Consider the following 13,872-nt stretch of genomic DNA (forward strand, 5'->3'; position numbering starts at 1 on the left):
TTCGCTTATCCCTTTGCTTGCGCAATATAATGCAAGATTCGTTCATTCAATTGTTCAACGCGGTCCATATCGGAGGCTGCAACAGGCAGAAGCGGCATTCTAGGCTCGCCCGTCTCGAATCCGCGCAGCTTCAAGATCGCCTTGCATGCCCCATACAAGGACGGAAAGGATAGCAAATCCACAATAAGCTCGTTCACGATGAACTGCCATTTCTGCGCTTCGGCCATCTTTCCTTGCACATAGCATTGCTCAATCTTCAAGAACAGCTCCGGCATAACGCCATACGTGCCGCCAATTCCCCCGTCCGCGCCAATGCTTCGTCCAGCTAGATACTGCTCATCTGGACCATTAAGGACAAGAAAGTCCTTTCCGCCGGCAGCCTTGAATTGCTGAAGCTCAAATGTGCTTTCCGCCGAGATTTTCACGCCAATGACTTTGTCCTGCGCTGCCATCTTGACGAGCAGGCTCTTCGATAGCTGAAAGCCCGTCGTTTGGGGAATATGATAAATAATAAATGGCAGCGAGGTGCTGTCAATAATCGCTTGCCAATGCGCTTCAACGCTTTGCGGGGATAATCGGTAATAAATAGCCGGTACAGCTGATACGGCATGAGCGCCTGCTTGCTCCGCATGTATCGCAAGTTCTACGCTGTCTCTAGTAGATGGCGACCCGACATGAGCAATGATCGTAAGCTCTTGGCCAACCTCAGCAATGACCGCCTCCAGCATTTGCTTGCGCTCTTCAACGGATTGCAGCATGCCCTCGCCTGAGCTTCCTCCAACATATAGGCCTTTCACGCCAGTTGAGGCGTAGTGGCGAGCTAGTTTCTGTGCTGCTTCTTTATTGATTTCACCCTGCTCATTGTAGCTGGAATACATCGCGATTGTAATGCCTTTGAAAATTTCCAATTCATCGTGTTTCATCGTAAAATGGCCTCCGTTTTTAGAAAGATAGATTTAGGGTAATGGGATCTCCGCTGCCTGCCTTACCCTTTAACTGCGCCCATCGTAATGCCTTGCGTAAATGCCTTTTGGAATAAAAGGAAGATAGCGATCATCGGAATAGACGCAAGCGCCGCACCAGCCATCAGAAGCCCGTAATTTGTCGTAAACTCACCTCTAAGCGTCGCTACACCTAGCGGCAGCGTCATCATCGAGGTTGACCTTGTCATAATGAGCTGGCTGAAATAATCATTCCATGAAGTAATGAAGGTAAAGATAGCAAGCGCGCCTAAAGCCGGTTTAAGCAATGGCAATATGATCGTTGTAAACAAGCGCATTTCCGAGCATCCGTCTATCTTCGCCGCCTCGATCAGCTCGCCTGGAATGGTCTGTGCAAATTGCTTCATTAGAAACACGCCGAAAGGCCAGCCAATTGTCGGTAAAATAAGTCCTTTATACGTATTTACCCAGCCAAAATCCGCTAACATCGTAAAGAGCGGTACAAGTATTACCTGTTTAGGCAGCGCCATAGCTGCAACGAACATCGTAAATATAACCACGCGGCCGGGGAATGTTTTTTTGGCGAGCACATACCCGGCAAGGGATGAAACGATACAGATCGCAATCATCTCTGCCAAAGCAATAATAAAGCTGTTGAACATCCAGCGCTCCACCGGATTTTTAAACAATTCCGTCCAGTTCTGCATCGTCGGCTTGAGCGGAAACCATTCTGGCGGAATAGTCGTTGCTACGGTCTGTAGCTTAAACGAGCCGGAAACAACCCAATAGAAGGGAAAGATAAAAAATAGAGTAGCTAATATTAAAAGGATGCCAGCCAGCACTTTTGAAACCGTAAATTCTTTTTTCCATGCGCTTTTTTTCTTTGGCTGCACCATAGTTGCTTTCATCTCTAATGAATGGTATGAACTCGAACTCATGATGTCCCCTCCTTAGTACTCAACATCGCTGCCAAAGTATTTGAATTGAATAATGGAAATAATGCCAATGACGATTGCAAGTAACACGCCCATCGCGGAAGCGTTGCCGAAATGACCTAATACGAATGCTTGCTCATATACGCCGTACATGACGGTCGATGTACTATAGACGGGACCTCCCGAGGTAAGCAGTTGAATCAAAGCAAAGCACTGGAAAGTATTAATCGTGGTGATAACGATAATATACAAATTTGTAGGCATCAGCATCGGCCAAACAATTTTCCGGAAAATCTGCCATGGCGTTGCGCGGTCAAGCTCGGCCGCTTCAATATAAGAGGTCGGAATGTTGCCAAGCGATGAGACATACAAAATAATCGGCTGGCCAACGGATGTTGTAATTAAAACAGCGATAATCGCGAGCAGTGCAGTCCTTGTGTCTCCAAGCCAAGAAACGGGCTCAGCACCGAACAAACTTGTCAAATAATTGAGAATGCCGTAGTTCGGATGATAGATCCAGCCCCATACGACCGTAATACTGACGACGGATGATACGGCTGGCAAATAGAACACGCCTCTAAAGAAGGATCTCGCAAACTCTTTTTTCTTATAAATATTGACCGCAACAAATACAGAAAATACGATAACAATCGGTACGGTAATGACAACAAGCAAAAGCGTATTTCGCATAGATTTCAGAAATGTCTCATTTTGAATGAGCGAAATATAGTTATCGAACCAAATAAAATTAAAATCTCTTAAAGAGTAATCAAAAAAGCTGATATAAATTCCTTTAACCATTGGATAAGCTACAAAGAGCAGAAAAAATCCAAATGCCGGCAGTAAAAACAGGTAACTCATCAGCCAATCTCGCAGCACGTAACCTTTCGTTTTGCGAACGGTTGCCTCCATCTCCCTCTCCCCATTCCATTCATCGATGTTTTTGAAAAGAGTAGAGCACTCGCGCACTCTACTCCCCCATGGACGCTATGTTCTTATTTAGCTGCTGCTTTAGCTTTAGCAATCGCTTCATTTGCACTCTTGGCAAAGCTGTCCAAAGCCTCTTTGCCTGTAGCTCCGCCAATCAATGCACGCTGCAATTCAGGAAACCAGAACGTACGAATCTCAGCATAGCCGTCTGCAATGGTTGGTGCATCAGTCGTAAATTTACGAGCATATTCAGCGTATGTGTATTCTGGGTCGTCATACAGGCCAGTTATGGAGTTGCGAACGGATAGGCCGCCCGTTTGAATCAGATTTTTCTTGCCGTATACTTCGTCGTTAGCGATAAAATCGATCAATTTTTTCGAAGCTGCAATTTTATCCTCATCGCCATTGTTGAACACGGCCATACCGCCGAGATACGGCTCAAGCTTAGGCTCAGAACCATCTAATGTCGGGAACGGAAGCAGCATATCTTCAAACTCGACCATTTTTTTAGATACGTTTTGCGCTTTAAGAACAGCGGAATAGTTAAGTGTGAAAGCAAGCTTCCCTTGCAGGAACAAGTCATTCACATCAGCTGCCGCAAGCGAGGCAGCACCCGTAACGCTCAACTTGTCATTTGTCGCTTGAACGATCCAATCCAGCGCTTTTGCTGCATTATCGGTGTTAATGGCAACTGCGGAATTATCTTCATTCAAAAATCTGGATACGCCTAGGTTAGCGATATAAGCGCGAGTTCCTTGGTCACCAGCTTGGCTTTTTGCGAAAAATCCAGTCGGAATAACTTCTGGCGCTTTCTCTTTAACCGCTTGAAGAGCTTTCTTATACTCATCAAATGTCCAAGTTCTGTCCTCTTTTTTCAGTGGAAGCAGATCAAGCGCACCGATTTTCTCGAAAATCGTTTTATTGACGGCCATCATGAATGGCGCTGTATTAATCGGATACATATAAATTTGTTCGCCTACGCTTGATTGCTTCCAGAAGGCCGGTGAAATATCGTTTTTCACTTCATCGGTCACCATATCATTCAGCGGAGCAAGCAAATCCTTTTTACCCCAGTCGATAATGCGTCCAGGCGCATCATAGATAACGTCAGGGGCTGTATTGGAGGCGATCGCGACGTTCAGCTTCTCAGGGCCGCCTTCAAAGGTGATCATCTCTAAATTAACTTTAATTTCCGGGTTATTCTTATTGAATGCAGCAATAATTTCTTTTTCGTATTTACCGACTTCGCCATCCAGCGCTTGGAAGGTTGGGAAGTTCCACCACGTGATTTCAACAGGCTTGGCTGCCGTTTCAGTAGCAGGTGTATCGCTGGCTTTGTTTGTTGGCTCGTTATTCGTATTCGTGTTTGAGTTCCCGCATGCCGCTAGCTGCATGCCTAGCAAAGCGACACCTACAATCGTCATCAGACCTTTTTTCATAACCGTCATTCAAATACCCCCCAGTATGTTTTGGAATAAAATGAGAACGTCTTATCCCTTGCGCTAATCATAAAACATTTGTAAATTTAGAAGAATCCCTTACTCTTTACATTCATGGTCGTATTCTGACCTATTCCTTCTATCATTCCATAAGCATGTTATAATTCATTACATACTTCGAAGATACCCACTATAAGCATAACCTTCAGGAGGGAATATCATGTTTAAACTAATGATTGTAGAGGATGAACCCATTATAAGGTTGGGTCTAAAACATTATTTTTCCTGGGAAGAGCTTGAGGTTCATTCCATTATTGAAGCAGAGAACGGACAGGACGGACTTGCTCTGGCTCTTCAAGAGAAACCTGATTTGGTCATCACCGATATTCGCATGCCTGAGATGGACGGTCTTCAAATGATAGAGCAAATCCGTATGAAACTCCCAGATACGCTATTTATTATTTTGACAGGTTTTAATGATTTTGAATATGCGCAGAGAGCGATCCGTGCAGGCGGGGTCCATGCTTTCCTGCTTAAGCCTTTGGAATATGAGGAGAGTCTGGCATCGATCCAAGATTGCATAGATAAGCTGAAGGAGAAACGTCTAGAGCTGCAAAGCCTGTCTATTTTGGAGACGGAGATGAGACAAAGCTGGAAGCTAAAAGGGAGCGAGCTCGTGAAGCTTCTGCTGGAGGAAGAGCATGCTGCGGTAGATGAGACTATGATCGGGGAGCTTTGCGGGCTTCCGAGCAGTGCGTATGTCTATCAGCCATTTGTACTAACTTGGCTTCCACGCTTGAAAGCGCATTCCCAGCCTAGCAGCTGGGGCAGACAGCAAGCGGACATTTTTTTAATGGAAGCAGCGGAGTCGCTTTTCCCCGAATATAACCGTCGGCATATTTTCACCTATACGTATAAAACGAAGCTCTTTGGAATGATTGTATGGCCAGTAGAGGATTCTAGCGACGAGGTCGTCCCTATAGAAGAGAAAGTAAAGGAACAATTAGACCTTATGCTGAAAATCGCCGGCATAGAGCATCATACTTTGCTGTTCATGGGGTTAGGTAAGCTGACATCCGATTTATCCCAAATAAAAAAGTGGCTGCACGATTCCGATAAAGCGCTGTATCAGCGTTTTTACGATGCAGATCGCAGCTTATTCCTTGCCGCAAGCTTAAGCGATGCCTCTCAATCTGCGAAATCAGCCCTAATCCAGCTGGATGAGAATGATAGGAAACGGATCATCGCTTGCTTAGAGAGCGGCAATGAGCTGGAGACAAGGCTGCTGATGCAGCAGCTGGCGCAAACTATTTTGAGCAAAACAACCTATGCGTCATTTGAAAAATCGCTCGCCTATTTGCAAGAGCTGATCAGCGTCATTATTCGTTTTGCCAACAAAAACGGCATTCACATTGAAGGTGTCTATAGCGAAAAGCTCTTAAACCTTACATTCATCGATGATTTCCCAACGCTTGAAGCTCTCTTCGACTGGCTTGGCAGGTGGATGGTGCATTTGGGCCTTGTTTACACGGAAGGGTTAACGCAAAACCATCAGCAGGACGTCATCATCTTTGAGCATATCGAATCGTTCATCAAGCAAAATATCGATCAAGAGGTTACGCTGCAAATGGTTGCCGACCGTTTCTTCTATAATCCCTCTTATTTGAGCCGTCTGTTCAAGCGGAAATTGGACAAAAACTATATGCGGTTCGTCACCGAAATTCGCATCCAATTTGCACAGGAATGCTTGAAGAAGCCCGAATATTTGGTGACGGATATTTGTACGATGTGCGGCTATAAGAGCTATAAGCATTTTGTCAAAACGTTTAGAAGCATCACAAATATGACACCTACCGACTATAGAAAACAATCAGGATGGTGACCCTGTGAGAAAATTAGGACGGTCTACCTACCAATATCGAATGAAGCATGTCAATCATCAAATTTTTGTGCTTATGGTTTTGACGATTACCGTCCCGCTGCTCTTCATTTCCGCAATCATTTACATCTTTTCAAATCAAGCCGTCAAAAACGAATATCAAAGCAGCTCCAGCCTCATTCTCAATAATCTGTCCTTTAATATTGACCAGTATTTGCAAAGCATCGAGAAAGGCACGCTGAATGCCCAGATGGACAGCCGGCTTCAAATTGCGCTTGAACACTGGACGAACAGCAAGGATAATACCGGGAACGATCAGAGCATTCAGTACGGAAATACGATCGAGCATTTCATCAGCTCCATTGAAATGACGATTAAAAATGTCGATAGCGTACAGATTTATGCGGGGTCCCGTGTCTTTTATTCCGCAAATTTCAACCGTGCCGATTACGATTTTAAGGATTTTACCCAAGAGGATTGGTATATTCAGACGCAGCAAAAAAAAGGGGGAGTCATTCTTTTTGGCAGCCATACCCCCTTTCATCGAACCAATTCCAAAGCACCGGTCATTTCAATCGCAAGGGTAATCAACAAGGTTGGCAGCAAACAGCCGCTGGGGGTTATGCTCATTGACATTCGCCTCGATTCCTTGCGGGAGATATTGCAGCTTTCCGAGACGAGCAAGCGCAATTTTATTATTATCGATGATAATAGCGGCGTCACTTACCATTCGGATGCAAACACAGACATCAGCAAATCGATATCGTTAGAGGATAAAACGCTCCGTACCTTGCTGGAGGAAGACGCTGGCAGCTTTTATGCTGATGTAGCCGGTACCGAATCGTATATAAACTTTGTGACCTCCGATTATTCGAATTGGAAGGTTATTCAATATATCGCCGAGAAAGAGATGACGAAGCAGGCTGCGTTTCTCGGTAGAATCATCTTAACGCTGGCGATCCTATCGCTTGGCACAGCCATTTTGTTTATGTACATCTTGTCGGAGCGCGTGACAAAACCGATTATTCTATTAAGCAGGCAGGTAAAAATGGTCGGCATGGGGAAATTCGATGTGGATTTAAGCAGTGATCGGCAGGATGAATTTGGCGTTCTGTATCAAGGCATTCGCAAGATGGTCGAGGATCTGCAAAACTATATCGAAAGATCCTCTATGGCAAAGGCACAGCAAAAGGTAGCTCAGTTCGGCGCGCTAAAGAGCCAAATCAACCCGCATTTCCTAGCGAATGTACTCGAGTCCATTCAGATGAAGGCAGTCATCAACGGGCAGCGCGATATCGGCGAAATGGTCGGGATAGTCGGACGTTTGTTTCGAGTACATATTCAAACCGGCAAGGATACGGTTACACTGAAGGAGGAGCTGGAGCATATCCGTCTCTATGTGAAAATACAGCAATTGCGCTTTGGCGATAAAATTCAATACATTGAACGGCTGGCAGCGGATAGCGAGACCATTCAGGTGATGCATTTCTCGCTGCAGCCTTTAATCGAGAACGCCATCGTACATGGATTAGAGCGTCGCAGCGGACCTGGCCAGCTCGAAGTGTCCACTTTAAGATCGGGCAGCGAAGTGATCATTATGATCAAGGACAACGGGGTCGGCATGAGCGAGGAGAAGCTTAAGCAGCTTCGGTACCGTTTATCGCAGCCATCTGATACACTTGACGAGGCGCATATTGGAATCAAGAACGTGCATGATCGAATTCTGTTTTACTTTGGGGAGCAGTACGGCATCGAGATTGACAGTCAGCTAGGAGAAGGAACGACGATTTGTATCCGGCTGCCTGCAAACCAAGCTTAAATAAAGGAGATACTATGCTAGGATTCGCGATTTTACTAGGCTTTAACTTACTCGGAAGCTGGCTCCATCTGAGCCTTCATATCCCTTTGCCAGGCAATGTTATCGGTCTTATTCTCTTTCTCATTGCCTTATTTACCAAAGTCATTAAGCTGGAATGGGTGGATACAGCGGCAAGCTGGCTTACCGGACATATGATGCTGTTTTTTATCCCTTTTTTGGTCGGGACGATGGTCTTTTTCCCGCTGATCGGATCAAGCTGGCTATCGATTGGCATTGGCGTCATCGGCAGCGCTGTAGCCTCCCTTCTGGCAACGGGGTACGTTACAACTAAGCTGCTGCGGAATGAAGCGCAAGGCGGTGTGGAATGAATCTGCAAGAATGGCTGAGCCAACCGCTATTTGGCATTGCGCTTAGCGTTATAGCCTATGCCGCCGCGCAGCTCATCCATCAACGATGGCGCTGGCTGCACCCGCTTTTTCTGTGCTCGGGCTTTATTATCCTGCTGCTGCTTAGCTTTCAAATCCCTTATGAGGCATACCAAGCAGGCGGAGACGTCCTTACCCTCCTGCTTGGTCCTGCGACGGTAGCTCTCGGCGTGCCGATTTATAAACATTTTAATTTGATCAAAAAACATATCGTAAGCATCCTAATCGCGATAACCGTTGGCTCTATTACGAGCATCGCAAGCGCCGCCGCTCTTGTGGCCCTGCTTGGCGGAAGCCGCGAGATCTTGCTCAGCATGCTGCCAAAATCGGTCAGCTCGCCCATCGCGATAGAAATATCGCGTCAGTTAGGAGGCTTGCCCGAGCTTACCGCTGTGCTGACAGTGCTTACTGGTCTCTTTGGCAGCATGTTCGGGAAGAAGCTGTTAGCATCGCTCAAGCTGACAAATGGTATCGCGATAGGCATTGCCATTGGCACGTCCTCTCATGGAATCGGCACAGCAAGGCTCATCAAGGATTCCGAAATACAAGGCAGCATGAGCGGCTTTGCCATGGGTGTGGCTGGGATCATTACCTCCGTGCTGTTCATCCCCGTCTATTGGTGGCTGACTAACTGAACGAATCGAGAGCTAAGGGGCAGCTAGCCCCTTAGCTTTTCATTTATCTGGTTTTATTGGAATTAAGCGGTCCACAGCACGAAGATTGGGATGCTTTTAATGCTGTCTTTGGTCGCGACACGCTGCATACGCCCGTTTCAGGCAGATGAAGCTTCACTTCCCGTGCCGAATCCCAATCGCCTGCTAATGCTGCAACCACGCTTCTAACTTGCTCGTAGCCCGTCGCGAGTAAAAAAGTAGGTGCACGACCGTAGCTTTTCGCCCCGACGATATAAAATTGCGGCTCCGGCTGACTGAGCTCTGCTTCTCCGTGCGGGCGAACGGTACCGCAGCTATGAAGGTTAGGATCAATGAGATCTGCCAGCTTCGGTACGCACTCAATGGAGGAATCGGCTGCATATCGAAGCTCTCTGATGAAGGAGAAATTTGGTCTTGCTCCCGTTGCAGCAATAATCTCGTCCACACCGTTGATCGAATCGTCTGTCCCAATGAGGTTTAATCTCTCGCCCTCTTGTTTAAGACCCTCGATATGAAATGGCGTATGGACGTTTATTACTCCTTCTTTGACAAGCGCAGCAGCACGTGAACCAAGCTTTCCTCTAGCAGGCAGACCGTCAAGCTCGCCGCCACCAAAAGCATCGCCAATCGATTGTTTTCTTAAAACCCAATGAATCGTCGTTTCAGCATTTTCCAATTTCAGCTCATGCAGCAAGAGTAGGGCATGGATTGCCGAGTGTCCGCTCCCAACGACTGCCACCGTTTTACCTGAGTATCGACTTGCTTGAGATCCTTTAATATCAGGAATGCCATAATGAATGTGCGAGCTATATTCGGTCTCTTTCGCAGCGTAATCACCGCTGGCTCCAATCGGGTTTGGTGTTCTCCATGTGCCTGTAGCGTCAATGACTGCAGAAGCCTCGAACCGATAGACAACGTTAAGGCTCTCGTATACAACTTCGAATGGCATCTTTTCTCTGCCCGCTGTTTTCATTTTATCCAGGCCTTTGCGATGAATGGCTGTTACCCTTGCCTCGGTCCTAATGTATGGCTTTAATTGATCCAGTTCTGAGAGTGGAAACAAGTATTGATCAAATAGTTGTTTGCCGGTTGGCAGTTCCTCTTTTGGCGGAGCAGTCCATCCTGTCTCGGCAAGAAGCTCCGCTGCTGCAGAATCAATGTTAAACTCCCACGGAGAAAACATTTGGATATGGCTCCATTCCAGTACCGACGCCCCAACCGAAGCTCCCTGTTCCAATAGTACAAATGGCATTTCTCTTTTTGCTAACTGGGCGGCTGCTGCCAAAGCAACTGGGCCTCCACCAATAATAGCTACAGGCAATGGATTTTCCATCGTAATTCCTCCTCGATTTTCATGCATTTGTTATTTAAACGTAAGTCTCACTAAGATTTATGAATTTCTTCTTGTTGCCCTTTTTAGTTGCTTCACTACATATTTAGCATCAGAACCTACGCCACGTATGGTTGCTGATGCAAAGGTACGTTGACCGGATAAGCCTAGATAAAATAATCCCGGCACCGTGCTGCTTACACCTCCCTTCTGAACCGCATAACCTCGATCATCCACTGCACCTTCAACGCCATGAAGATACGGGATAATAGGCTTAAAGCCAGTGGCAAAAATAATGCTGTCGATTCTCTCTTTTGTTCCATCAGGCCAAATGACCCCTTCGGCATCCATTTTTTTGAACATGCGTTTCTGTTCAAGCTGGCCATTTTGCAGCTTGTTTTTGAAACCGCCGATATCAATAGCTCCGCTGGGACTGCCTACAGTCTTACCAAAGCGCCAAAAAGGAAATTTATCATACCCTATCATCTTCATCCAAAAATGAATGTCTCTCCCGAGTAATCGTTGCGGTAATAGTTGAACAGGTTGGAGCACTGCAAGAGTAGTGACAGAAGCGTGCTCACTAATCTCAACCCCTATCTGCACAGCTGAATTGCCTCTGCCAACTACGATAACTCGCTGGTTGCGGAAGGAGTCGGCATTCCGGTACTCGGAAGAATGAATAAGGCTCCCTTTAAAATCTTCCCTTCCTTCCAGCACCGGACTGAAAGGCTGATTAAATGAACCAGATGCGCATACGATGTTTTTGGATCTATATACCTCGCCGCCGGCTGTGTGGATGTAGAAAAGGCCGTTTCTTTCCACTCGCTCCACCCGAACATTAAAATGGATCGGAAAGCGATGATGCTCGGCATACTGCTTAAGATAAGAAATGACCTCATCTCTATTCGGATATGAATCAGCTTTCAACGGAAATGGCATCCCTGGCAGAGAGGAATAGCTCGCTGGCGAAAATAATCTCAGGCTATCGTAGTATTGCGGCCATGATCCAGTCGGTTCGGAATTCGCTTCTAAAATGACATAATGGCGTTCATTTTTGTTAAGATGATATCCGGCAGCAAGACCTGCTTGCCCGGCTCCGATCACAATTACATCGTATATTTCGCTCATAATATCTCCATTCTCCAATTAAAATATTGCATTTTGCAAGTATTTACTTAAAAAATATGGAGTAATCAACATTACCCCATAGGTGTACAGCACATTTTTGATTTTTGCATGCTTGTAATCAGCAGCCGTAGCGAACGGAGGACAGTCTCCTTCTCGAACTCATTCATAAATGAAAAAACTTCGTCTAAGTAATCGTTCATCATTTTTTCAATCGAACCCGCTACAAACTTCCCTTCTGTCGTCAGTGAAAGCAGAAACACTCTGCCATCTTCAGGAGATGCTGTTTTTTTCACTAGCTTACTCTTGATTAAGGATTGAATTTGCCGACTAAAGGTCGTAATATCCACGCCGAGCGTCTCAGCGACCTTATGCATGGAAGGCATGCTCTGGCGCCCAATTTCGTAAAGGATATGGCTGTGAATGAGCGATAAATCCAGACCGCTAATTTGACAGCAGTTCTTGTTCAACAAACCAAACTGCCTTGCAAGGACTTGCAGCAATTCTCTTGGGTTATCCATTTTTCATTCCCCCTGTACTATTTATAAATGTTTTACTTGTAATTTGCAAGTTATATTTTCACAAAATCTTTATATGCGTTTTCACTTATATAATGCTTTACTTATATAATCAGCTGTGTATAATAAACATTGAAAGATGCCCTTAGCAAGTGAATTTAAGGAGTGATTGCATGATTCAACCGATTGACTCTCTTTCCGATACCTTAAAGCTGTTGTCTGATAAGACTCGCCTTACCATTCTCGCCATGCTGAAAGAAAAAGAATTGTGCGTTTGCGATATCGTGACTATTCTCGCAACCACACAGCCAAATGTTAGTCAGCATTTAAAGAAATTAAAAGTTGGCGGGCTGGTAAATGAAACGAGGCAGGCACAATGGATTTACTATTCATTAAATCTTGAGGATAAGCCTTACCTTCATGGCATTCTAGATGTGCTCCCGTCCATGAGAGAGGAAATAAAAAAGCTCAGCACTGACTGCTGCAATTAGCGGCCATGCAAGGTTCCAGCGCTAATAGTATGAACAACGAGATGGTATGACAACGATTTTTAGGAGGAACTATGTTAGTTATCGCATCTATTATTTTTCTCATTACTTTGATTTTCGTTATTTGGCAGCCTAAAGGCTTAAATATCGGCTATTCGGCTGTTGGAGGAGCAATACTCGCCCTGCTCTTTGGCGTTGTTGATTTGAATGACGTGTGGGACGTAACCGGCATTGTCTGGAACGCAACCTTAGCTTTTGTCGCGGTCATCCTGATCTCGCTCATTCTAGATGAGATTGGATTTTTCGAATGGTCGGCACTGCATATGGCACGCTTTGCAAAAGGCAACGGGTACCTCATGTTCTCCTTCGTCGTATTGCTCGGGGCTGCTGTCGCCGCTTTTTTCGCAAACGATGGCGCCGCACTGATTCTTACTCCAATTGTTCTCGCCATGGTCAGAGCGCTCAAGTTTGATGATCGTATGATCCTTCCATTTATTATGGCTAGCGGATTTATTTCCGATACGGCTTCCTTGCCGCTTGTGGTCAGCAACCTGGTCAACATCGTTTCATCCGATTTCTTTGGTATTGGATTCGCCGAGTATGCCAGCCGAATGATTATTCCAAACTTCTTTGCCGTTGGCGCAAGCTTGCTCGTACTATTCCTATTCTTCAGGAGAAGCATTCCTAGGAGCTATGATCTCAACCAGCTCAAACAGCCTCGTGATGCGATAAAAGATATGCGTATGTTTAAGCTGTCTTGGATTGTTTTAACTGTATTATTGATCGCTTATCTCGTAAGCGAGTTCATCCACATTCCGGTATCGATCGTTGCTGGCATAGCCGCTATCGTCTTTATTTTCGCAGCACGCAGAAGTCCAGCCATTCATACGGGTGCTGTCATCAAAGGGGCACCATGGTCGGTTGTCGTCTTCTCCATCGGCATGTATGTTGTCGTTTACGGCCTTCGTAATGTCGGTCTCACGGATCAGCTCGGCGAGGTGTTCCAATGGACAGCGGATCAAGGTTTATTTATGGCAACGATCGGTACGGGCTTCATTGCTGCGATTCTCTCATCGATTATGAACAATATGCCTACCGTTATGATCGATGCTTTGGCTATACAAGGTACGAATACAAACGGTGTGTTACGAGAGGCTCTCATTTATGCAAATGTTATAGGTTCCGATTTAGGTCCTAAAATTACGCCAATCGGCTCCTTAGCTACTTTATTGTGGCTGCATGTGCTGTCCAAAAAAGGCGTGAAAATTACATGGGGCTATTACTTTAAAATCGGAATCGTACTTACGCTTCCTGTTCTGTTTATTACGCTAGTCGGCCTTTACTTATGGCTTAGCATCATCCACTAAACGAATTTCAAAGGAGATAGGAA

At 45.7% G+C, this 13,872-nt stretch carries 13 protein-coding genes; 6 read left to right on the plus strand and 7 right to left on the minus strand.

Annotated features, from left to right (window positions below):
* Positions 1-5 precede the first annotated feature (5 nt).
* The 4 genes from AC1TPC_RS13860 to AC1TPC_RS13875 all read right to left on the minus strand — a co-directional run bounded on the left by AC1TPC_RS13860 (position 6) and on the right by AC1TPC_RS13875 (position 4,254).
* Positions 6-923 carry a dihydrodipicolinate synthase family protein gene (locus tag AC1TPC_RS13860; RefSeq protein ID WP_482067421.1) on the minus strand — a complete coding sequence of 306 codons (918 nt, stop codon included), beginning with the start codon at positions 921-923 and terminating at the stop codon, positions 6-8.
* Between the two features lie 62 nt (positions 924-985).
* Positions 986-1,879: a carbohydrate ABC transporter permease gene (locus AC1TPC_RS13865; RefSeq protein WP_482067422.1), complete on the minus strand. Its 894-nt coding sequence runs from the start codon at positions 1,877-1,879 to the stop codon at positions 986-988.
* 12 nt (positions 1,880-1,891) lie between these two features.
* On the minus strand, positions 1,892-2,788 hold the full coding sequence (locus AC1TPC_RS13870; protein WP_482067423.1) for a carbohydrate ABC transporter permease: 897 nt from the start codon (positions 2,786-2,788) through the stop codon (positions 1,892-1,894).
* 83 nt (positions 2,789-2,871) lie between these two features.
* On the minus strand, positions 2,872-4,254 hold the full coding sequence (locus AC1TPC_RS13875; RefSeq protein ID WP_482067424.1) for an ABC transporter substrate-binding protein: 1,383 nt from the start codon (positions 4,252-4,254) through the stop codon (positions 2,872-2,874).
* Between the two features lie 211 nt (positions 4,255-4,465).
* Here AC1TPC_RS13875 and AC1TPC_RS13880 point away from each other — a divergent pair, with 211 nt between their 5' ends.
* Genes AC1TPC_RS13880 through AC1TPC_RS13895 form a run of 4 tightly spaced genes read left to right on the plus strand, consistent with a single transcriptional unit; the run spans position 4,466 to position 9,003 of the window.
* Positions 4,466-6,127 (plus strand): response regulator transcription factor, encoded by a 1,662-nt coding sequence (locus tag AC1TPC_RS13880; RefSeq protein ID WP_482067425.1) that lies wholly within the window; start codon positions 4,466-4,468, stop codon positions 6,125-6,127.
* Between the two features lie 4 nt (positions 6,128-6,131).
* Positions 6,132-7,943 (plus strand): cache domain-containing sensor histidine kinase, encoded by a 1,812-nt coding sequence (locus AC1TPC_RS13885; RefSeq protein WP_482067426.1) that lies wholly within the window; start codon positions 6,132-6,134, stop codon positions 7,941-7,943.
* Positions 7,944-7,957: 14 nt separating this feature from the next.
* The gene (locus tag AC1TPC_RS13890; RefSeq protein ID WP_482067427.1) at positions 7,958-8,311 is read left to right on the plus strand and encodes a CidA/LrgA family protein; all 354 of its coding nucleotides are present in this window, start codon (positions 7,958-7,960) and stop codon (positions 8,309-8,311) included.
* Complete coding sequence (locus AC1TPC_RS13895; RefSeq protein ID WP_482067428.1) at positions 8,308-9,003, plus strand: LrgB family protein; 696 nt, start codon at positions 8,308-8,310, stop codon at positions 9,001-9,003. Before AC1TPC_RS13890 ends, AC1TPC_RS13895 begins: the two co-directional genes overlap by 4 nt.
* A 43-nt stretch (positions 9,004-9,046) precedes the next feature.
* Here AC1TPC_RS13895 and AC1TPC_RS13900 read toward each other — a convergent pair whose 3' ends face one another.
* The 3 genes from AC1TPC_RS13900 to AC1TPC_RS13910 all read right to left on the minus strand — a co-directional run bounded on the left by AC1TPC_RS13900 (position 9,047) and on the right by AC1TPC_RS13910 (position 11,997).
* Positions 9,047-10,354: an NAD(P)-binding domain-containing protein gene (locus tag AC1TPC_RS13900; RefSeq protein ID WP_482067429.1), complete on the minus strand. Its 1,308-nt coding sequence runs from the start codon at positions 10,352-10,354 to the stop codon at positions 9,047-9,049.
* 57 nt (positions 10,355-10,411) lie between these two features.
* On the minus strand, positions 10,412-11,479 hold the full coding sequence (locus tag AC1TPC_RS13905) for an NAD(P)-binding domain-containing protein (protein WP_482067430.1): 1,068 nt from the start codon (positions 11,477-11,479) through the stop codon (positions 10,412-10,414).
* Between the two features lie 71 nt (positions 11,480-11,550).
* Complete coding sequence (locus AC1TPC_RS13910) at positions 11,551-11,997, minus strand: MarR family winged helix-turn-helix transcriptional regulator (protein WP_482067431.1); 447 nt, start codon at positions 11,995-11,997, stop codon at positions 11,551-11,553.
* 173 nt (positions 11,998-12,170) lie between these two features.
* On the opposite strand from AC1TPC_RS13910, the gene AC1TPC_RS13915 reads away from it, so the two are divergent.
* The gene (locus AC1TPC_RS13915) at positions 12,171-12,485 is read left to right on the plus strand and encodes an ArsR/SmtB family transcription factor (protein ID WP_482067527.1); all 315 of its coding nucleotides are present in this window, start codon (positions 12,171-12,173) and stop codon (positions 12,483-12,485) included.
* Between the two features lie 71 nt (positions 12,486-12,556).
* A complete protein-coding gene (locus AC1TPC_RS13920; protein ID WP_482067432.1) occupies positions 12,557-13,849 on the plus strand; it encodes an arsenic transporter in 1,293 nt (430 codons plus the stop codon).
* Positions 13,850-13,872: the final 23 nt, after the last annotated feature.

This window comes from Paenibacillus sp. Y280, from assembly GCF_056786335.1.